The sequence below is a fragment of the Oceanobacillus sp. AG genome, assembly GCF_009746545.1.
GTDB classification, from domain to species: domain Bacteria; phylum Bacillota; class Bacilli; order Bacillales; family Amphibacillaceae; genus Oceanobacillus; species Oceanobacillus indicireducens.
On record NZ_WOWT01000008.1, the window covers coordinates 127918 to 147821 of the forward strand.

The following is a 19904-nucleotide window of genomic DNA, read 5'->3' on the forward strand; positions in this document are numbered from 1 at the left end:
ATCTTAAGTTTTATTGATTCGCATGCATAGATTTTGCATCTTTCTTCGTCAACTTCGCTTGGACAACGAATCTTCCTTTAAATTCGTCCAGTTCGTAGTCACATGTCGAAAGGGTGAGGATATGGTCATCTGCACTAACGTCCACATTCGTTTCATACAAGGTATGGGAATTAATTTCATTTAACAATGCGTTAAAATCTTCATCACCCGCAAATTCGGTTTGAATATAATTGAAATCTGTCGTTGTATTATAGACAGCGAAAACTTCTGCCTCGTAACTTTCGTATAACGTATCAAAGGTGAATGTTTTATGTTCTTCGTAAAATGCTTTATCTGCGTATTGCGTCAAGCCTTCGAACATCGATTGGTCCTTTGTGCGGTGGCCATAGACAATCGTATTCTTGTCTAGGGATGTAACATTATTCCGGAAATCCATGAAAATGCTGCCGAGAATATTGTAATTTTGATAAAAGTCCTGGCGTAAATAATCATTGTTATTGTCTGCTTGAAGGATAGGATAATCAATCTGCGTCCCGTCTATCGTAATCCAGCCAACGAGTTCTTCATTTTCACCTAGCAAAATATCAAAACCCGAACGGACCTTCAACTCATCGCCATCGTTATCCGCCCATTCCGTAAAGCCTCCACCTTCATAGAAAGTTTGCTGGAGGTCATCCATCGTTTTACTATTGTTATGATAATCAAGATACGTACTGATTAATCCATGGGCAGCATAGACGAAAACCACTGCACATACGAGTGTAACTCCAATCGACAGCATGCGTTTCAATTTATTGTTCATAACATCCACCTCACCTAAGTCGGTTAAATTCCGGTCGGCACGATATACATACCAAGCTCTTGGTCATCTTTCACAACGACATTTACACCATATACTTCCTGCATCAATTGGCGGGTAACAATTTCCCGTGGATTACCATGGGAAATGATCCGACCGTTTTTCATCGCAATGATTTCATGACTGTATTGAATTGCCTGATTGATGTCATGAAGGACCATCACAATCGTGAGTCCTTCCTCTATACAAAGTTCCTTTACCAATTCAAGTATTTCATATTGGTAAAAGATATCCAAGTTGGCAGTTGGTTCATCCAAGAATAAATAAGGTGTATCCTGGGCAAGCGCCATTGCAATCCACGCCCGTTGTTGCTGACCGCCGGAGAGATTATCCATCGGGGCATGGCGCTTTTCAATTAATCCGGTACGTTTAAGCGCCCAGGTTACCTTCTTTTCATCCTCGTCACCATGAGGCGTGAAGGCTTCCTTATGGGGCAACCGTCCGTAATAAACAAGCTTCTCGACCGTCATCCCGGACGGTGCACTATTTTGCTGATGGACAACCCCAAGCTTTTTCGCAAGTTCTTTCGGTTTATATTGCTTGATCGCTTTCCCGTCTAAAAGGATACTGCCTTTTTGTGGTGCGAGATTATTCGTCAGTACGCCAAGAAGCGTTGATTTCCCGGAACCATTCGGCCCAAGTATCGTCGTAATCTTCCCTGGAGTAATAGCCGTTTGGATTCTCTCTAGTCTTGTTACTTTATCCTGATAGGCAAAGGTTATATCTTTAATTTCCATAAATCCGATCACTCTTTCTAAGTAAGAATATCAGGAATGGTCCACCAATTACGGCCATAATAATTGATGCCGGAACCTCAATTGGTGCCATGATTGTCCGTCCTAATGTGTCTGCTGTTATGATAAGCAGAGCACCGGCAAGCGCTGAGAACGGGATCAACACTTTATGGTCATTACCGACGAGCACGCGCCCGATATGCGGAACAAGCAGACCGACAAAGGTGAACATCCCAGCAATCGCTGTTGCAATCGATGCAAGCAGAACAGCGACAACAGTAATGGCAAATCGCGCCCGGTTCACTTGGAAACCGAGGTTACGCAATGTTTTATCCTTTAAGCCTAAATGATTGCACCACGCATAAAGGAGCAGGCTAAGTAATAGTCCAATCGTTCCGTACAAAGCGATAATCCCGACATCATCCCATGTCTTCATCGTAAGTGTCGATGTATCAACAGAAACACCTGACATGAGGCTGCTCGCATTTTGCGCGGACAATAATTGACTAAGTCCTGTGAACAATGCATTAATCGCGACTCCGATTAGAATCATCCGGAGCGGATCAAGCCCAGACTTCCATGCAAATAGATACACGAGTAGGAATGCTACCGCCCCGCCGATGAATGAGAATAGCGGCGTATAGAAATAAAGTGTCGGGAAAAAGGTGATCATCATAATTGAGACGAACCCTGCACCTGAAGATACCCCGATTATACCTGGTTCAGCAAGCGGGTTCCGTAAAACTGCCTGTAAGAGGACACCGGAAACCGAGAGACAAGCACCTGCAAACAAAGCAATGATGATCCGTGGCAGGCGCAAGTCTTTTATAATTTCTACATTTTCATTCGTACCTGTAAATAATCCAGTAATAAGTTCTCCAAGACCGACTTCAATACTACCCGTGATCATTGAATAAAGACTTACAAAAAGAAGCAAGCCAATCACGGCAATAAAACTGATTAACTTTTTGTACATCTAAAAAACCTCTTTCGTAAGCCCTACTCTGCTAATTCGGGGTAAAGAAATCTGACTAACTCCTCCAGCGCCTCTACAGCCGCTAAGTTAGCTGTTGTACCAAAACGGGTTTCTTCCAAATCATAGACTCTATTATTTTGAACTGCTTTAAAATGATTCCATATATCATTTTCCTGGAATTCCTTATCGAACATTTCCACTACCTCATCCGGCATGCCGTGGGCCATTCGTAATATAATATCGGCATCCGTCTGCTGTAAGGTTTCCGTATTTGCTGATACATACTCAAGGTCTGTATCGTCAATCACATTCGTTCCACCAGCACGACGCACCAAGTCACCGACATAAGAATTTTCCGTTGCGACAAGATAACTGCCCGGGACACCTAGAAGGATGAGTACTTTCGGTGATTCCAATCTTTCAATTTTCGCTTCAACTTCCGCTAATTTCTCTTCGAATTCTGCTACTAGTTCCGCAGCATGGTCTTCACGGTTATACTTTTCACCAAGCGCTTCAATTGCTTCGTACATATTATCTACACTGTCTAAATTCATGTATGTAGCTGGTACATCCGCTTCTGAAAAGGAATCCTGTACATAATCCGCCAATGTCGTTACGGTGAGGACCTCTGTCGGTTTTAATGAAAGGACGATTTCCATATCCGGCTCCATTGCCATACCAATTTCTGTAACACCGTCGTAACGTTCCGGAAGATCTTTATAAGATGTTGGAACACCCACAAGATCTAACTCCAATTCGTCCATCATTTCTACGATTGCCACAGTTGTCGCAATGATATCTCCATCTGTTTCTAAAGCCGGTTCTGCTTCGTCGGCTCCTGTTTCCTCTGTCGTTTCAGCAGCTTCTTCCGAGTCTGCAGTTGCATCCGGATTTGCAGCTGAATCATCAGATCCGCAAGCAGCAAGTACAATCATGAATAAAAGCATTAAAGATACATATAATTTATTTTTCATTCTTTACACCTCTTTAAAAAAAAAGTTTGCGCATCATTATGTATAAAAGATTGAGGATAATTAATCCGGAGCGCTTAGGAAGTTGGGGGAGAAAAGCAAGGAGGGACTATTCAGAGCAGGGCATGTACCATGTTCTGAATGTCCCGTCTTGCATGAGAACAAATTAGACGATCTTATTTTACTGCAAAGCGTTTTTTCAGTTGAACTGCTAAAGGAATTGCTGATGCAATCAATAATAGCATGTACAACATGATGTTTGTTTCTTCGCCTGTTTTAGGGTTTAAGCCACTGCCATCTCTAGGTGTTGCGTCGTTATTGTTTCCTTCTGGATCGCCTAATTCCGGTTTAGAAGGAGTTTTTGGATCTAGCTTTCCATTTCCACCATGTTGTTCTTCTTTAGATTGTGTACCATCCGGGTTTGGGCCGTTTGAGCTATCTTCGGAAGATACCAATTGGTAATCTGCAGCATTAACTTCTTTCATACTGTCTAGATCGAGAACTAGACGTGTTGTATGTTTTTGTTGATTATAAACCCCTGGCACAGTAATAACCATATCAATGATTTGTTGATCAGTTAAATCTCCAACAATTCTAAATTGATAGACATGATTGCCGTTTTCATCAATACCAGCATAAACAAACTCTCCATATTGGTTGGATAAAGAATCAATGAACTGGTTTGCATTTGTGGTAATTTGTACATAATAAACTCCATCTTTTTCAAATAAGATAGCCGGCTTTTCAAAGAACTGGTCAGCTGCGGAAACCTTATTACCATTTTCATCTAAAATCGTGTAATTAATTTCATATGCACGATCAGCTGCTAATGGGTTTCCCTTTTCTTTAGGTTTTGGTTTAGGTGTTGGCTTTGGATCTTTCTTATGATTTGAATTCTTCTTGGGAACTTCTTGTTTCACTTCAAATCCAGGCTTATCTGATTCCTTAGCCTCTTTTATTGTTGCTTCATCTAATACAATCCTAAAGTCGGCTTTCCCTTCAAAGATTGTATCACCGAAAGGAGCTTGATATTCTACATAAGCGGTAAGAATTTGTTCTAATTCATTAAGTGAAAAGGTTTCATAGCGTTTTTCACCGTTAACTTTGCTGTCAATGGAATTTTTTCCAGCAACTTTGAGTAAAGTTACTGTTTCATTTTCATTAATAGTTACGGTTACCTTGACTTTTCCATTTTTAACTTCCAAGAAAATAGAATCATCTAAATAACCTGCCATAGCTGATGGATCATCTTTATCTATGTATAGATAATCTGCATTGATTGTATAAAATCCATCATCTAAGTTTGTGATATCTAGTACAGACTCGACTTCCTCTTCTGGTTGCTCTGTTCCTTCATCAGACCCGTTGCTATTTGAATCTTTTTCGTCGTTAGATTCATTGTCCTTTTCATTTGTTCCTTCTTCATTTCCGGATTGATCTTCATCTTCATTAGAAGTTTCTTCATCTTCCTTAGTACCATCTTCTTGTTCTTCTTCTGGCTCGTCTTGGTCTTCTACTACAGGAACTTCACTCATATCTAGATAAGCTAGCATATCATGCGTCTGACCATAAAACATGTGAATGCTAAATGGAACAGGTTCATTCAGATCACCTGCATATTCAAACTCAATTTCTCGAGTCAAGGCTTCTTCATCTTCACCGATGATCTCTACCTCACCGTTAGGTATTGTTACATCTAAAATGACGTCTGTTTGGATATATCCAAACTGAATATATTGTTTATCATTTTCAATTTTTATTGTCGCTGTTTCTGAAAAGTGTTCAAAAACCGTTTCACCAAATTTTACTACCATCGGAACTTCATAACTTCCGTCTTCATAAACAACTTCCTCTTCCGCAAACACCGATGTGCCGAAAAGCGGCAGAGCCAGTACTGCGGCAATTAAAACAAGAAACCATTTTCTCATTTTATACTCTCCCTTGTGTCTTCAATTAGTTACGTGCAGGTCGAAATTTCCAAATTGTAATCAATGCGAGTCCGGATACGAGTAGAAGGACTGCGTACAATGCGATCGGTGTATTCTCTCCAGTTTTTGGATTCTCGACTGCTTCGCCCCCGTCAGTTGCTGCAGCCTCATCCGTTGCACTACTTGTGTCGCCCGACGTGGCCGTTTCGCCCGCATCTGTACTAGCTTCAGCACCAGCTTGTGGTAATCCGCTGACATTGAAAACTGCACGAGCCGTATGTACTGTATCGTATAAATCTGGAACAACGATATGCATGTCCATGTTCAGGGGTGCGGTAAGATCTCCATCTACTCGGAAACTCACCGTTCTCATTTCATTAGCTGTGTCTTCATTTACTACAGAGACTGCTCCAGCAGGTGTAGAAAGAGATTTGATGTAATTACTGCCCGTTACCGTTAACGTAATAATCTGTACACCATTTTCCACCGTTAAGGTAGCAGGGCTGACAAAGTATCCATCGGCAATGGACGTATTGTCACTGCTTTTTTCCTTCATTTCATAAGGCACTTGATATGTACCATCTGCAATTTGTGCAGAGACTGGTGTTGCAACTAAAATAAAAATGATTGCCGCTAACAACATACCAAGTGGAAATCTGAACTTCATTGCTTTTCCTCCTCGTAATATTAACGATAAACAGTAGATTAGTAGATTTCGGTAATAGGAAAGCGCATTCACGTATCAATCCTATATTTTCCTCATATCCCTGTTTATAACGTTTTATTTGCCACATATCCTAATCTACCATAAGGGAGAGCTTATATACAGGAGTATTATGAACGAACGATGAACAATTGATGAATTTTTGTTAACAAAGTGTCAGGGACATGGGGTCAGAGCATTTGTCCCGGGGACAAATGCTCTGACCCCATGTCCCTCTTTCGATTTATGTTGCAACTTTTTTCTTTGGTGTGGTTTTACGTTTTGTTTGTTTTGGTTTATCTTTTTTAGCCCGATCTAACGATGCTTGGAGTGCGTCCATCAAATTCGTTACATTATCCGGTGACGGCTTTTCTTTTGCAGTTGTTGTTTCAGCATTATTTTTTCTCTCTTCAATTAACTCAAGTAAAGCTGTGCGATAATCATCCTGATATTTCTCCGGATCAAAGCTCGTTGTCAGCTGTTCAATCAGCATTTTTGCGACATCCAATTCTTTCTTCACAATCTTCACTTCTTCCGGTACATTCGGTACATCTGCCACATTCCGTACTTCATCCGGATAATGAATCGTTTCCACTACAATTGTATTTTTATATACCCGAATAACAGCTAGTTGTTCCTTCTGGCGGATAATTATTTTCGCAATGCCGATTTTTCCAGTATCTTCTAACGCTTTTCGCAGTAATCCGTAAGCTTTACCTCCCCCTTCATTCGGGGATAGATAATAACTTTTCTCAAAATAAATCGGATCAATATCCTCGAGGCTCACAAAATCGATAATTTCGACCGCTTTATCTTCCTGTTCTTTTCGTAAATTTTCCAAGTCCTCATCATCGAGGACAACAAATTTATTTTTCGTATATTCATAAGCCTTTACGATATCTTCATTCTTCAGCTCAACATCGCAAACCGGGCAAACTTTCTCATACTTTATCGGTGATTGACATTCTTTGTGCAATTGGCGGAGCTTTACATCTTTATTTTCTGTTGCTGCATGCATCTTCACAGGGATACTAACTAACCCGAAGCTGATTGTTCCTTTCCACATCGTATGCACTCACAATCCCTCCTTTACAGCTAGTTTGTATAGTCAAAAATTATTTATGCAGTTTATTATGACGCAAATTACATAATTTAAGGAAAGGAGGTGCTGAAGATGATTATGAAACCTATCTACATAGAGGATATACCTACGGGGGATGAATGGTTATATGAAATTAAATATGATGGTTTCCGCGCTGTTCTTTCGATAACGACGGATGAACGGATTCAATTACAGAGTAAAAATAATCATAACATCACCGGAAAGTTTCCGGAAATTACCGCAAGTCTTAAGGATATGCTTCCTTCTTTGAAAAAGTTTCTGCCACTCACCTTAGATGGGGAACTTGTTGTGTTAAACAACCGCTATCAGGCTAACTTTGCTGAAATTCAAATCCGCGGAAGAATGAAGAACAATATAAAAATCACACAAGCAGCAGCCTCTCGCCCGGCAAACTTTATTGTGTTCGATGTCTTGCAAGCAAATGGAAAGAATTATACCGAAGAAAAACTTAGCTTCCGAAAAGCTATTTTGGAAGAAATATTAACAACATATACCGCGCGGGTCTTTCCGGTAAAGGTTTATTACAGTAAAGAAAAAACTATAAAAACAATGTTCGACTCAAAGGCAGAAGGTATCGTCGCCAAACGGCTAACGAGCAAATATAAAAAGGGGAAAAACCATCAGGATTGGAAAAAAGTAAAAAATTGGCGGCAGATTTTCACATTCTTAACAGCTTTCGACACGGAAAACGGCTATTTCGATGTCGGCGTCTATCATAACGGAAATGTAATAGATATGGGAAAATGTAAGCATGGCTTAGATCCGGAAACTTACACAACGGTAAAGCAATTTTTTATTGAAAATGGAAAAAAGGCTGGGAACCGTTACACCGTTCCCCCAGCGATTTGCACGGCGGTCCACACTCTCGATTTATATGACAATGAATTACGGGAACCTGAATTTGTTCAACTTATACCAGAGATGAAACCGGAAGCCTGTACGTTTCAGAAAATGCAGCTTGATCTAGCCATGCTTCCTAAAGAAATTACCCTTACCAATACAGACAAACTGCTCTGGAAAGAACCCAAGCTTGCGAAAGGAGACCTTCTCACCTACATAAGGGAAATCTCTCCTTATATTCTTCCATTTTTAAATAGTCGCTTGCTCACGATTATCCGGGCACCTGATGGGGTTGATAAAGAAAGTTTTTTCCAAAGACACCTCCCAAGCTATGCTCCAGAATTTGTAACCGCGATACGACAACAGGAAGAAACTTTCTTTAGTTGTGACAACTTGGAAACACTGAGCTGGTTCGCTAATCACGGGGCAATCGAATACCATATTCCTTTTGAGAGAAGCAGCAGCACAGTTCCGTGTGAGATTGTCTTTGACCTTGATCCGCCAGACAGGAACCACTTTCATCTGGCAGTACAAGCGGCACAATTAATTAAGATTCTCCTTGATGAACTGAAGCTTCATTCGTTTATTAAAACATCGGGAAATAAAGGACTCCAGATCCACATTCCAATCCGCGAAGGCAGTATGACATATGAGGAAACAGCAATTTTTACAGAGGCGATTGCAAAAACATTGGCAACAAATTATCCCGATGATTTCACAACAGAGCGGATGAAAAAGAAAAGAGCCGGGAGATTATATATTGATTATGTACAGCACGGAGAAGGGAAAACGATTATCGCACCGTATTCCCCAAGACTAACAAAAGAAGGTACCGTTGCCACTCCTTTATTTTGGGATGAAGTCGATACAGATTTAAATCCGTCCGAGTTTACAATTGAAACAGTAGCCCGGCGCGCGCAGGATATCGGGTGTCCATTTCAAGCATATTTTCCCTTGCAACAGAATCAACAGATGAAACATGTGCTAAGATTCGTGCGGGGAGAAACAGGGTCACGTCAGATCTGAATCTGAGCCCCTGCCTCGCTGTAAACTCTTATTTAAATTCTCTTCTACCTTTTTATAATAGAGGTAATAAGCTGTCCAGTATATCGAATATACTCCAGTAAACACGAGTGTTGTCACAAGTATGGCAACAAAGGTGAACGGTACCCAACCACCGAACAATGCGATGATGAAATAAACGACAACGGACATACAATAGTGGATTATCGTTTGCTTAAGCATACTCAAGCCATTTTCTGTAAAGATGAAAGAAGATAAGCCGAAATAAATACCGAGTACGTATGATAGCAGCATGGCCAGCCAGATTTCAGAAATTGTCGTTTCCGTCTCGGTAAATTTCAGAATCGTTATTGCAATTAATGAAATGATACCTGCAAACGCTATTCCCATCATACTTCTTTTAATTGCTTCCATTACCACCGTTATCGCCTCCCATCTCTAACTTGTTCTTTACTGCCGTCACATATTTTCGTGTAATATATTCTTTATTTCCCGACTGGAAAAACACACACAGATTCCCGTTAAAAGCTAATTCAAACCGTTCAATTCGACTTAAATTTCCGATGACCGATTTGGAAAAGCGCATGAAATGATGCGGGGCTAGCAACTCCTCCACTTCGTACAGTTTCATGCGAATTTCCACTTGACGCTTTCCCATACAAGCAAACACTTTCCGTCTTTCCGCATAAACGAAATCAATCTTTTTCGGGTCAAGGAGGATCGTCTGCTCATCCTCCATCCCGAATATTCGCTTCCTATTTTTCCGTCTTAAGATTTTTACAATCTCTTCCAACTCTTCTGTCCATTCATTTGTCTGAATCGTGATGGAAGTTTCATCATATTGATCATCAATTTCGATATTGATCTTCATGAAGCTCCCCCTTTCCCCTATCCCGTTGTTCGTTTAAGAAAGTTCGGATAACCGATGAGTGCTAGTATAAATCCTAAGATACCGAAACCTAGCAGAATACTTGAGATTTTAAAGAAATCCCCCATCGCAAGTGTCCCGGTCATCGCCTCACGAAAACCCTGGTGTCCCCAATATTGCGGTGTGAACCTGCTAATTGTCTGCAATAGTTCAGGCATCATTTCAAGCGGCATCCACAATCCCCCAATTAAGGCGCCACCTAATGCAAGCACCTGCGTAAGTGCGATCCCCATATTTGTCGTTTTTACAAGAATGGCGAGCGCAAGACCTATCCCAGTCACCATAAATGTCAAAATGAACGCAAGAACAATGATATAAAACAACTGTTCAATTGGAACGTTATAGACAACTTTTCCAAACACTAACAATATAACAATCTGTATAAAAACAATATACATGTAGGAAACCCATTTGCCTAGTAAATATAAATAACTTGAAAGTGGGGTGCTTGCAATCCGAGCAACGAGACCGTTGTTCTGGTCCTTTATCATCGACTCTGTCATCGTTATCATAATAAAGAAGACGAACATTACGGTATAGCCCGGAACAATTGATAGTATCACGGGCTGGCTCTCTGCTTCATTAAGTCCTGAAGTGAATACGGAGATAAATAATACAGTAAACAAAATCGGTAAAACAAGCGTCCAAAAAATCATTCCCCGGTCTTGAATGTTCTTTTTTAATTCTAACTTGATGATCGCGTTCATGATGTGCCCCCCTTATTCTCTTAATTGACTTCCTGTTAAAGAAAAGAAAACATCTTCCAGACGTGGTTTCGCAAGCTCCAGTCGTTCCGGATGACTGCCATTCTGCTTACAATATCCCACGATATATTCCATCGCCTGAAGCGGATCACGCGTAATAAGCAAATAGCCTTCTGTTTTTTCTTGAATCATTCCAAAGCTTTCTAGTCCGGACGGCATGCAGTCGTTTCCACTTACGAATATTGAAGGTTTACCATGTTTTTCTAAAATCATTGAAATCCTGCCAATTTCCACAACTTTACCGTGATCGAGAAATGCAGCTTCATCACAAATTCGTTCAATCTCTTCCATATAATGACTCGCATAAATAATCGTTGCCCCCTCCTGTTTCAACCGCTCAATCATTTGAAAAATATACCGCCGGGACTGCGGATCAATTCCGACCGTCGGCTCATCCATAATGATGAGATCAGGTTGATGCAAGAGCGCGCAGCCGATATTTAACCTGCGCTTCATCCCACCGGAAAAGGTCGTCACTTTATCTTTCGCGCGTTCCGTAAGACCGATTTCTTCCAAGACTTCCCCTGTCCTTAACGCCAATACCTTCCCGGAAAGTCCATAAAGCTTACCGAAAAAAACAAGATTATCCTGGGCAGTGACTGTTTCTTCAAGAGCTATTTCCTGGGGAACATAACCAATCTTCATCCGTGGATTCGTCAGCCGAATCTTCCCTTGAAAATTGCGAATGACGCTGGCAATGATTTTCAACAAGGTAGATTTCCCAGCCCCGTTCGGCCCGACCAATCCAAAACATACACCTGCCGGAATTTCCAATGAGATATTTGCCAAAGCAGTCTTCTTTTCATACTTCTTTGTTATCTGATCCAACTTCAGCACTTCCATCACCTTCCTTTTCTTTTTGATTTCATTATGACAAAAATCCATATAAAAAAAACGAGAAGGTGTATAACATGCTTGAAGTTCTACATGAGATGATAAAAAAATGGGACATGGGGGTCAGAGCATTTGTCCCACTGGGACAAATGCTCTGACCCCCATGTCCCGATTCGTTAAAGAATCTTGTTCAGGAATGCTTGCGTTCGTTTGTTTTGCGGATCGGTGAAGATTTGATTAGGGTCTCCTTCCTCCATAATGACCCCTTCATCCATAAAGAAGACCCGATCGCACACTTCACGGGCAAAACCCATCTCATGAGTAACAACTACCATCGTCATCCCGTCCATTGCAAGACGTTTCATTACTTCAAGCACTTCCCCAACAAGCTCTGGGTCGAGGGCTGATGTCGGTTCATCAAATAACATCAATTTCGGTTCCATTGCAAGGGACCGGGCGATTGCTACCCGTTGCTGCTGACCGCCTGAAAGTTGGGATGGATATTGTTCCGCTTTCTCCGCAAGTCCCACCTTTTCAAGCAAATCCATCCCCCGCTTCCTCGCCGCCGCTTTAGATATTTTTCTAACTTTCATTGGTGCAAGCATTAGATTTTCAATAACTGACTTATGCGGGAATAGATTAAAATGCTGAAACACCATCCCGACTTCTGTCCGGATTTTATTAATATTTATTTTCGGATCACCTAAGTTATCTCCATCTATAATTACTTCTCCATCCGTAATAGCTTCAAGTAAGTTCAAGCAACGTAAAAATGTACTCTTACCAGACCCGCTCGGTCCAATCACACAAACTACTTCTTCATCGGCAATCTCACAATTAATTCCCTTTAAAACTTCATTGTTTCCAAACGATTTATGCAAATTCTTCACCGTAATCATTGGATATCCAACCTTCTTTCAACGTAACGTAATATATAAGAAAGGGACAACGTAATCACCAAGTAAAATACCGCTACTGTCGTATATATCTCAACGGCATTAAAATGGTTTGAAGCTATTAATCTACCCTGGAACATCAACTCCGGAACTAGAATAACAGATAATAGCGACGTGTCTTTAATACTAATGATAAACTGGTTACCTAAGGGAGGAATCATCCGCTTAAATGCTTGCGGCCAAATAATATATTGCATCGTCTGTGACTGATTGAGCCCTAAGGAACGTCCTGCTTCATGCTGACCTTTATCAATCGATTGAACGGCCCCGCGGACAATTTCCGCAATATAAGCACCAGAGTTAATCGAAATAACGACTATCCCGGCTGCTACGGAAGCCATATTGTATCCGGTAATAAGCGGTAAGGCATAGAAAACCCAAATCGCTTGCACAAGCACTGGAGTACCACGCACCACTTCTACATAGATGGAAGACACTACATAAAAAAATTTATTCTTAGAAATCCGTCCAAGACCGAAAACCCCGCCTAAAATAAAACCGATTAACAGTCCAACTACCGAGATTAATAAAGTATAATAAAGCCCGGTTCCTAAGTTTGGTAAGAAATCAATCACACTTGCCCAATTAAAACGCTCAAATCGCTCCAGCATCTTTTCACCTCTCCAATTAAAATAAGGCTTATCTTATCAGGAACGGATAAGCCTTATGATTACGTAATATAACCTATTTTTCTTCCTCTTCATCGGCATCACCATTACTTGCATCACCGAACCATTTATTATAAATCTCATCATATGTTCCATTTTCTCTTAGTGTAGCTAATGCATCGTTAATCGCAGCAACTAAATCTTCATTCCCTGCTGTTATACCAATGCCATAGTCTTCTGCCTGATAAAGATCACCAACGACCTTCAATCTGCCATTTCCTTCTGTTGCAATATAATATTCAATATTCGGAAGATCATACATAACTGCATCTGCGCTGCCATTTTCCACAGCAAGATAAACTTGATCCATTTGCTCATATTCATTGATTTCCGCGCCCGGAACATGCTCTCTTAAGTAGTTCCCGGAAGTAGTTCCGAGGCGGGTTGCTACCGTTTTCCCATCCAAATCTTCCAGTCCGTTAATATCATCCCGATCAGATAACACACCAATTGCAATCCCAGATTCATAGTATGGATCGGAGAAATCAATCACTTTTGCGCGTTCTTCCGTAATACTCATCCCAGCAATCGCAATTTCAAATTGACCGGTCTGCAGTCCCGGGATAATTCCGTCAAAGTTCGTCGTCTCAATTTCATCATTTTCAATTGCAAAGCCTGCTTCTTCCGCAATCGCTTTAATTAATTCAATATCAAAACCAACAAGTTCCCCGTCTTCCACGAATTCAAAGGGCACGAAGGAATTATCACTAACAACCGTATAAGCATCTTCCAAGTCATAATCCCCATCTTCGGCAGCGGAGTCTGAATCTCCATCATCGGACGTTCCACATGCCGCAAGCAGTGCTACTAGCCCGAACAAAAATGCTAAGACTCCAAGCTTTCTTAACCCTTTTTCCATCTAAAATCCTCTCCCCTTATGTTTTTTGTAGCCACAATGGCAATCCGTTCACCCACCGCCAACTATGTAATGCTACATTTAATCTATAACCTACTTTCTGATAATTGAAACATGGGGTCAGAGCGTTTGTCCCAGCGGGACAAATGCTCTGACCCCAATGTCCCACATTCAGTTTTTCTTTGCAGTGACTATTTTCTTGATCTGCTGGATTGCTGTCGGGTCCTCTAGACCAGTTAAGTCCCCAGCGACATCTCCCTTTACTTGCAGTTCTTTTAATAGTCGGCGCATAATTTTACCGCTGACTGTTTTCGGCATCGCCTCGACAAAGAACACATCACGTGGTCTTGCTATTTGCCCAATCCCCTTAACAATACTCGCTTCAATATTTTCCCTTAATTCTTCATTTCCAACAAAACCGTCTGCAACCGTCACAAAAACTACTGGTACTTCCCCTTTAATTTTATCCGGCGCACCAATGACCGCAGCTTCCGATACCCCTGAAACCTCAAGTACAGCACTTTCAATTTCCATTGTACTCAAGCGGTGACCGGATACATTAAAGGCATCATCGGAACGACCGACAACCCAGAAATAACCATCTTCATCCACTAGAGCAATATCACTCGCATAATAACTCCCTTTTACTTGACTAAAATAGGTCGCATGATAACGCTCTGGTTCTTTCCATAACGTCCGGCAAAGCATCGGGAATGGCTTACGGATGACAAGGTTTCCGAGTGTACCTGCTGGAACCGGTTCACCTGCAGCATCGACAACGGCCGCATCAATTCCAAGAAAGCCAACTCCGGCAGAACCAGGCTTCATCGGTGTCAGCCAAGCTGCCCCAGCAAGAGGAGTCCCCGCCGTTTCTGTTTGTCCCCACGTATTATTTACACATATTTTGCCAGCGCCAAAAACATCTCTTGTCCAGTGCCACGTATCTGGATCAAATGGCTCCCCGACGAGAGATACAACATCCAGGCAAGACAAATCATACGCTTCAAGCGTCTTCTCACCAAGACTCCGCAGCATCCTTAGTGCTGTAGGAGCTGTGAAAAGCTTATTGACACGGTACTTTTCAATAATTTGATAGATTCGGTCCTGATTCGGATAGTTCGGTGCCCCGTCATAAACAACCGTCGTTACCCCGTTAGCCAAGGAACCTGCGACACCCCAAATATGCATTGTCAGCCAGCCCACATCAGCCGTACACCAAAACACATCGTCAGGACGATGGTTCATATGATACTTCGCATAAATATAATTCTGAATAACAAAAGCCATTCCCGAGTGTACTACCCCTTTAGGCTTTCCAGTTGTTCCACTCGTATAAAACACTATTCCAGGCTCATTCGCCTCAATTGGCGTCGGTTCACAATGGAGCGATACTTTTTTCCGTTCCTCATGCCACCATACATCTCGCCCTTTTTTCATTGCAATTTCGGTTCCTAACCGGTCAACAACAATCACACCAGCAACACTTGTAATATCCCGGACAACCTGGTCCACTTTACGCTTAAGCGGAATTGTTTGCCCGCGCCGGACAGCTGCATCGGCAGTTACAACTACTTTCGGCTCAAAGGCTTGTAGACGGTCACGTAAAGATTGCTCAGAAAAACCTGAAAAAATTGTGCTATATACTGCTCCAAGCCGGAAACATGCTAGAATCGCAATAAAGGATTCTGCAAGATTCGGCAAATAAATCGCAACCGGGTCACCTTTTTTAATTCCAAAAGACTTTAAGACATTGGCAAAACGACTTACTTCAGCTAAAAGCATCTGATACGTATAAAAACTCGTCTTCCCGTCTTCCCCTTCCCAGATAAGCGCGGTCCTATTAGCGGCGCCATTTTCAACATGACGGTCTAGCAGGTTATAACACGGGTTACTGATTCCGCCCTTAAAGAATTCAAAGTTCGGCAATTCACCCGTCATCGTTTCTTCCCAAGGTTTAAACCAGTGCAACTCTCGCGCAACTTCCGCCCAAAACGCTTCTGGCTCTTCTTGTGAACGTTTCAATAATGCAGTAAAAGCTTCACTGTTGCCAAGCTCCGTTTTCTGCTGTTCCTCCTCTGTCGGCTGGACCAACTGGCTCTCCCTTACGATTTCTTGAATTCCCCCAACATCCGTGTGCATTTATGTAGCCTCCCTTTGGATAATTTTCCTGGAAACAAAACAACTCAACCTGTAAACGCTTCCAAGTAGGTGTATCTTCTTTATTCACTTGTTCTAATAATATATCTATTCAGAAAGAAAAGTCAACAAAGTTGAATAGATTTTCTATATATTCTCCAAATTATTTACGGTTAAAATTATCTCTCATGTTTTATAGCCAATAAAATATACATAATAGTAGCTTATGATAAAGTGAAACTTCATTCATTGGGGGTTTCCTTCCCTTTCCTTTCCCTCCCCCACTGAATGTTAGTTGAACAGAATCAGGTATTTACGGACTGTATATCCCCCACCTTCACATGTTGGTTTTCCCTCTTGTTTAGAGGTGGGGGTATTACAGACCGTTAATACGTGATAAAGGAGGAAGACATGCTGTGAATGCAATTTTAGTAGCTATTATTGGAATGCTTATGTTGGCACTCGGTTATCGCTATTACTCCAGATTTGTGGCGGAAAGAATTTTCAAACTTGACCCGAACTATGTCACACCTGCCCACAGGTACAATGACGGGGTCGATTATGTTCCGACAAATAAGATTATTCTATGGGGACATCATTTCACCTCGGTAGCGGGGGCTGCCCCGATTTTAGGCCCCGCAATAGCATTATATTGGGGCTGGCTTCCAGCATTTCTATGGGTTATCCTTGGTACGGTTTTTGCAGCAGGAGTCCATGATTTCGGAACACTGGCAATTTCAGTGCGAAATAAAGGACAATCCATCGGGACCATTGCGGAAAAATTAATCGGTAGACGAGGGAAAATCCTGTTTTTATTTATCATTCTTACGCTCGTTCTAATGGTTAATGCTGTCTTTGCTTGGGTGATTGCTAATCTATTTATTTCCTATCCAGCAAGTGTATTCCCTGTATTCATTCAAATTCCTTTAGCCGTCTGGATTGGTTTTGCGGTGTACAAGCGGAAAGCGAAAATGCTCGTTCCCTCGTTAATTGCCCTTGCTGTAATGTATTTGGCTGCAATTCTTGCTGCCGAATACCAATTTCTGCAAATCGATCTCGTCCAATATATGGGCGGTGAAAATGGGGCTGGTCTTTTCGGTTTAGGTGCAGTTGGAACAGCGTTTATGATCTGGATCGTCATATTAATGATTTATGTCTACTTTGCTTCAACTTTGCCGGTATGGATGCTCCTTCAGCCAAGGGATTTTATTAATTCTCATCAACTTGTCGTTGGCCTAGGTATTCTTTATCTCGGTCTCTTATTTACAAACCCTACGATTACAGCACCGGCAACAAACGCAAATCCGGATACTCCTTGGCTGCCATTACTCTTCATCACAATCGCTTGTGGTGCCATATCCGGTTTCCACGGCCTCGTTTCATCGGGAACATCGGCGAAGCAATTGAATAAAGAAACGGACGCTCGGTTTGTTGGCTATTTAGGAGCAGTTGGAGAAGGTATATTAGCTCTTATCTCCATCCTTGCAGTCGCAACATTATTTAACAATACAGCTGCTTTTAAAGAAGCATATTCCAGTTTCAGTGCTGCAAATGCTGCTGGGCTTGGGAATTTCGTCGAAGGTGCATCCGTGCTTGCAGGCGGACTTGGAATACCTGCTCATATTTCAGTAACGATCGTTTCGATCATTGTTGTAAGTTTCGCGGCGACGACGTTAGACACTGCAGTGCGACTGATGCGGTATATTATTGCGGAGATTGGTGCGGAATATAATGTGCAACCACTTACGAAGAAACATGTTGCTACATCTGTTGCCGTTTTATCTAGTGCTGCCTTAGCAATCCTTCCTGAAGGCCCGAGCGGATTTGGTTCTGGTGGATATTTAATCTGGCCACTCTTTGGAACATCGAACCAGTTGCTTGCAGGGATCAGTTTACTACTCATTTCCATTTGGTTGAAGCGTAGAGGCATAAATTATGCTGTTACTCTCATACCGATGATTTTTGTCATGTTCATGACCTTGTACGCCATGTTCCAACAAGTGTTCTTTGAATGGATTTGGTTCGGAAATGAAGCGAATAATTTACTCTTTGTCCTTGGAGCAATTATCTTCGTCTTTGCCGTATGGATAACACTGACAGCGATACAAGTATTTAGAGGGAAATTTGAGCAAGAGAACGCGGACGATTAAGCGAGGGATAAGTAATTGTAAAGGGATCATTCATTTGGTCCCTTTTCTTATATTAATTATAAAAGAAGGTGTTATGATGTTGGACCGTGTGAAACGGATTATTGAGATATATGAAGAAATCATCCGTATGCCCCATCGTACGGAAATCGCTCGTGAATTACGGGAAGAGGATGATATATTTTTACTCTTACTATACTCGGAGATGATCGGGATTCCTAATCCCGTCTATTACTATACGTTGGAACTCTATCCTTACATGATCGAAAAGTTCCACGACTGGCATTTACGGATGGGCATGGAGAAGTCTCCCCTATCTGGTATTCGCTGCTGTTGAATTATTCTTGAAAGGTGGGTTTACATGCTAAACGATACAAAGAAGATTTTATTTATTGGCGGTAAGGGCGGTGTAGGGAAATCAACCTCAGCTTCAGCCATCGCCTGGAAACTTGCTGCAGCAGGGAAAAAAACTTTACTTATTTCCACAGATCCCGCTCATAATCTCGGTGATATTTTCTCCGTGAAGATTGGAGGAGAAGCGAGAAGAATCGTTCCAAATTTATATGCACTTGAAATTGACCCGGAGTATGAGACGACGAAATATATTAATTCAGTCAAAGCTAATATAAAAGGAGTCGTTCATTCCAGCATGGCTGACGAAGTTTATCGCCAGCTGGACACAGCAAAAGCTTCACCCGGTGCAGATGAAGCAGCATTATTCGATAAGCTAATCTCCATTATTATTGAGGGAAGTGAAGATTATGATCATCTTGTATTCGATACTGCACCTACCGGACATACAATCAGGCTCTTAACCTTGCCGGAACTGATGGGGGTTTGGATAGAAGGAATGCTCAAGAAAAGAAAAAAACAAATGAAAACTATGTACAGTTATTGAATGACGGGGAACCAATTGAAGATCCAATTTATGAAGTATTGTTGGAAAGAAAAAATCGTTTCAGTAAAGCGCGGGAAATTCTGTTGAATCAAAATAAGACAAGCTTTATCTTTGTACTCAATCCAGAAAGGCTGCCGATTTTAGAAACGAAAAAAGCAATTGATTTATTAGCTAAATATGACCTGCATGTCCGTACAGTCATCGTGAATAAAATACTGCCAAAAGAAGCAGACGGCGCATTTCTCATAAAGAGAAAAGAATACGAAAAGCGGTACTTGGAACAAATTAAACATACATTCCAGCAGCAAAAACTCATCCATGTACCGTTACTATCCCAAGATATCACAAACATAGAACAACTAAACACATTCAGTAACTATTATTAGAATCGGGACAGGGGGTCAGTGCAAATGTCCCAATCGGGACACTTGCACTGTGATATGCTCCCTTTATAGTAGACAGAGAAATAATAAAAAATCTCTATTACTATAAAAGGGAGCATTTATTATGTCTAAGCGAGTAATGAAACACACATTGGATGAAAAGATTCAAGCTGTATT

General features: G+C 41.5%; 18 protein-coding genes and 1 pseudogene. 4 read left to right on the top strand and 15 right to left on the bottom strand.

Annotated features, from left to right (window positions below):
• Window positions 1-10: 10 nt before the first annotated feature.
• The 7 genes from srtB to ku all read right to left on the bottom strand — a co-directional run bounded on the left by srtB (window position 11) and on the right by ku (window position 7246).
• On the bottom strand, window positions 11-802 hold the full coding sequence (gene srtB / locus GN217_RS05500; protein WP_156855651.1) for a class B sortase: 792 nt from the start codon (window positions 800-802) through the stop codon (window positions 11-13).
• Between the two features lie 23 nt (window positions 803-825).
• The gene (locus tag GN217_RS05505; protein ID WP_156855652.1) at window positions 826-1596 is read right to left on the bottom strand and encodes an ABC transporter ATP-binding protein; all 771 of its coding nucleotides are present in this window, start codon (window positions 1594-1596) and stop codon (window positions 826-828) included.
• Window positions 1586-2569, bottom strand: coding sequence for a FecCD family ABC transporter permease (locus tag GN217_RS05510; RefSeq protein ID WP_156855653.1), 984 nt, complete (start codon window positions 2567-2569; stop codon window positions 1586-1588). Before GN217_RS05510 ends, GN217_RS05505 begins: the two co-directional genes overlap by 11 nt.
• A gap of 23 nt (window positions 2570-2592) precedes the next feature.
• Window positions 2593-3543, bottom strand: a complete 951-nt coding sequence (isdE, locus tag GN217_RS05515; protein WP_232334341.1) for a heme ABC transporter substrate-binding protein IsdE — start codon at window positions 3541-3543, stop codon at window positions 2593-2595.
• 173 nt (window positions 3544-3716) lie between these two features.
• Window positions 3717-5468: an NEAT domain-containing protein gene (locus tag GN217_RS05520; protein WP_156855654.1), complete on the bottom strand. Its 1752-nt coding sequence runs from the start codon at window positions 5466-5468 to the stop codon at window positions 3717-3719.
• Between the two features lie 25 nt (window positions 5469-5493).
• Entirely contained in the window at window positions 5494-6135 is a 642-nt protein-coding gene (locus tag GN217_RS05525; protein ID WP_156855682.1) for an NEAT domain-containing protein, read from the bottom strand.
• A gap of 280 nt (window positions 6136-6415) precedes the next feature.
• Complete coding sequence (gene ku, locus GN217_RS05530; protein ID WP_156855655.1) at window positions 6416-7246, bottom strand: non-homologous end joining protein Ku; 831 nt, start codon at window positions 7244-7246, stop codon at window positions 6416-6418.
• A 99-nt stretch (window positions 7247-7345) separates the two neighbouring features.
• On the opposite strand from ku, the gene GN217_RS05535 reads away from it, so the two are divergent.
• On the top strand, window positions 7346-9160 hold the full coding sequence (locus GN217_RS05535) for a DNA ligase D (protein WP_232334342.1): 1815 nt from the start codon (window positions 7346-7348) through the stop codon (window positions 9158-9160).
• On the opposite strand, the gene GN217_RS05540 is transcribed toward GN217_RS05535, so the two are convergent.
• The 8 genes from GN217_RS05540 to acs form a co-directional block, all read right to left on the bottom strand.
• Window positions 9146-9571: a DUF3021 domain-containing protein gene (locus tag GN217_RS05540; RefSeq protein WP_232334344.1), complete on the bottom strand. Its 426-nt coding sequence runs from the start codon at window positions 9569-9571 to the stop codon at window positions 9146-9148. The two genes, GN217_RS05535 and GN217_RS05540, sit on opposite strands and share 15 nt — an antisense overlap.
• Window positions 9558-10028, bottom strand: coding sequence for a LytTR family DNA-binding domain-containing protein (locus GN217_RS05545; RefSeq protein WP_156855657.1), 471 nt, complete (start codon window positions 10026-10028; stop codon window positions 9558-9560). Before GN217_RS05545 ends, GN217_RS05540 begins: the two co-directional genes overlap by 14 nt.
• 17 nt (window positions 10029-10045) lie before the next feature.
• The gene (locus GN217_RS05550; RefSeq protein ID WP_156855658.1) at window positions 10046-10792 is read right to left on the bottom strand and encodes an ABC transporter permease; all 747 of its coding nucleotides are present in this window, start codon (window positions 10790-10792) and stop codon (window positions 10046-10048) included.
• Window positions 10793-10804: 12 nt separating this feature from the next.
• Entirely contained in the window at window positions 10805-11686 is an 882-nt protein-coding gene (locus tag GN217_RS05555) for an ABC transporter ATP-binding protein (RefSeq protein ID WP_156855684.1), read from the bottom strand.
• 173 nt (window positions 11687-11859) lie between these two features.
• Entirely contained in the window at window positions 11860-12582 is a 723-nt protein-coding gene (locus GN217_RS05560; RefSeq protein WP_156855659.1) for an amino acid ABC transporter ATP-binding protein, read from the bottom strand.
• Window positions 12579-13250 (bottom strand): amino acid ABC transporter permease, encoded by a 672-nt coding sequence (locus GN217_RS05565; protein WP_156855660.1) that lies wholly within the window; start codon window positions 13248-13250, stop codon window positions 12579-12581. The genes GN217_RS05560 and GN217_RS05565 overlap by 4 nt, the downstream gene beginning before the upstream one ends.
• A 73-nt stretch (window positions 13251-13323) precedes the next feature.
• Window positions 13324-14166 (bottom strand): transporter substrate-binding domain-containing protein, encoded by an 843-nt coding sequence (locus GN217_RS05570; RefSeq protein ID WP_156855661.1) that lies wholly within the window; start codon window positions 14164-14166, stop codon window positions 13324-13326.
• Window positions 14167-14334: 168 nt separating this feature from the next.
• Window positions 14335-16302: an acetate--CoA ligase gene (gene acs, locus GN217_RS05575; protein WP_156855662.1), complete on the bottom strand. Its 1968-nt coding sequence runs from the start codon at window positions 16300-16302 to the stop codon at window positions 14335-14337.
• 413 nt (window positions 16303-16715) lie between these two features.
• Here acs and GN217_RS05580 point away from each other — a divergent pair, with 413 nt between their 5' ends.
• From GN217_RS05580 to GN217_RS05590, 3 genes and pseudogenes are all read left to right on the top strand, one after another.
• On the top strand, window positions 16716-18449 hold the full coding sequence (locus tag GN217_RS05580) for a carbon starvation CstA family protein (protein WP_156855663.1): 1734 nt from the start codon (window positions 16716-16718) through the stop codon (window positions 18447-18449).
• Between the two features lie 73 nt (window positions 18450-18522).
• Window positions 18523-18783, top strand: coding sequence for a cory-CC-star protein (locus tag GN217_RS05585; RefSeq protein WP_370459727.1), 261 nt, complete (start codon window positions 18523-18525; stop codon window positions 18781-18783).
• Between the two features lie 24 nt (window positions 18784-18807).
• Window positions 18808-19730 (top strand): annotated as a pseudogene (locus GN217_RS05590) (ArsA family ATPase).
• Window positions 19731-19904: the final 174 nt, after the last annotated feature.

Bases quoted from the DNA above. Each gene is read 5' to 3' on its own strand.
- GN217_RS05570 (WP_156855661.1), bottom strand. From the start codon at position 14,166: ATGGAAAAAGGGTTAAGAAAGCTTGGAGTCTTAGCATTTTTGTTCGGG.
- GN217_RS05550 (WP_156855658.1), bottom strand. From the start codon at position 10,792: ATGAACGCGATCATCAAGTTAGAATTAAAAAAGAACATTCAAGACCGG.
- GN217_RS05535 (WP_232334342.1), top strand. From the start codon at position 7,346: ATGATTATGAAACCTATCTACATAGAGGATATACCTACGGGGGATGAA.
- GN217_RS05565 (WP_156855660.1), bottom strand. From the start codon at position 13,250: ATGCTGGAGCGATTTGAGCGTTTTAATTGGGCAAGTGTGATTGATTTC.
- GN217_RS05540 (WP_232334344.1), bottom strand. From the start codon at position 9,571: ATGGAAGCAATTAAAAGAAGTATGATGGGAATAGCGTTTGCAGGTATC.
- GN217_RS05525 (WP_156855682.1), bottom strand. From the start codon at position 6,135: ATGAAGTTCAGATTTCCACTTGGTATGTTGTTAGCGGCAATCATTTTT.
- acs (WP_156855662.1), bottom strand. From the start codon at position 16,302: ATGCACACGGATGTTGGGGGAATTCAAGAAATCGTAAGGGAGAGCCAG.
- GN217_RS05510 (WP_156855653.1), bottom strand. From the start codon at position 2,569: ATGTACAAAAAGTTAATCAGTTTTATTGCCGTGATTGGCTTGCTTCTT.
- GN217_RS05585 (WP_370459727.1), top strand. From the start codon at position 18,523: ATGATGTTGGACCGTGTGAAACGGATTATTGAGATATATGAAGAAATC.
- srtB (WP_156855651.1), bottom strand. From the start codon at position 802: ATGAACAATAAATTGAAACGCATGCTGTCGATTGGAGTTACACTCGTA.
- GN217_RS05505 (WP_156855652.1), bottom strand. From the start codon at position 1,596: ATGGAAATTAAAGATATAACCTTTGCCTATCAGGATAAAGTAACAAGA.
- isdE (WP_232334341.1), bottom strand. From the start codon at position 3,543: ATGAAAAATAAATTATATGTATCTTTAATGCTTTTATTCATGATTGTA.
- GN217_RS05545 (WP_156855657.1), bottom strand. From the start codon at position 10,028: ATGAAGATCAATATCGAAATTGATGATCAATATGATGAAACTTCCATC.
- GN217_RS05560 (WP_156855659.1), bottom strand. From the start codon at position 12,582: ATGATTACGGTGAAGAATTTGCATAAATCGTTTGGAAACAATGAAGTT.
- GN217_RS05520 (WP_156855654.1), bottom strand. From the start codon at position 5,468: ATGAGAAAATGGTTTCTTGTTTTAATTGCCGCAGTACTGGCTCTGCCG.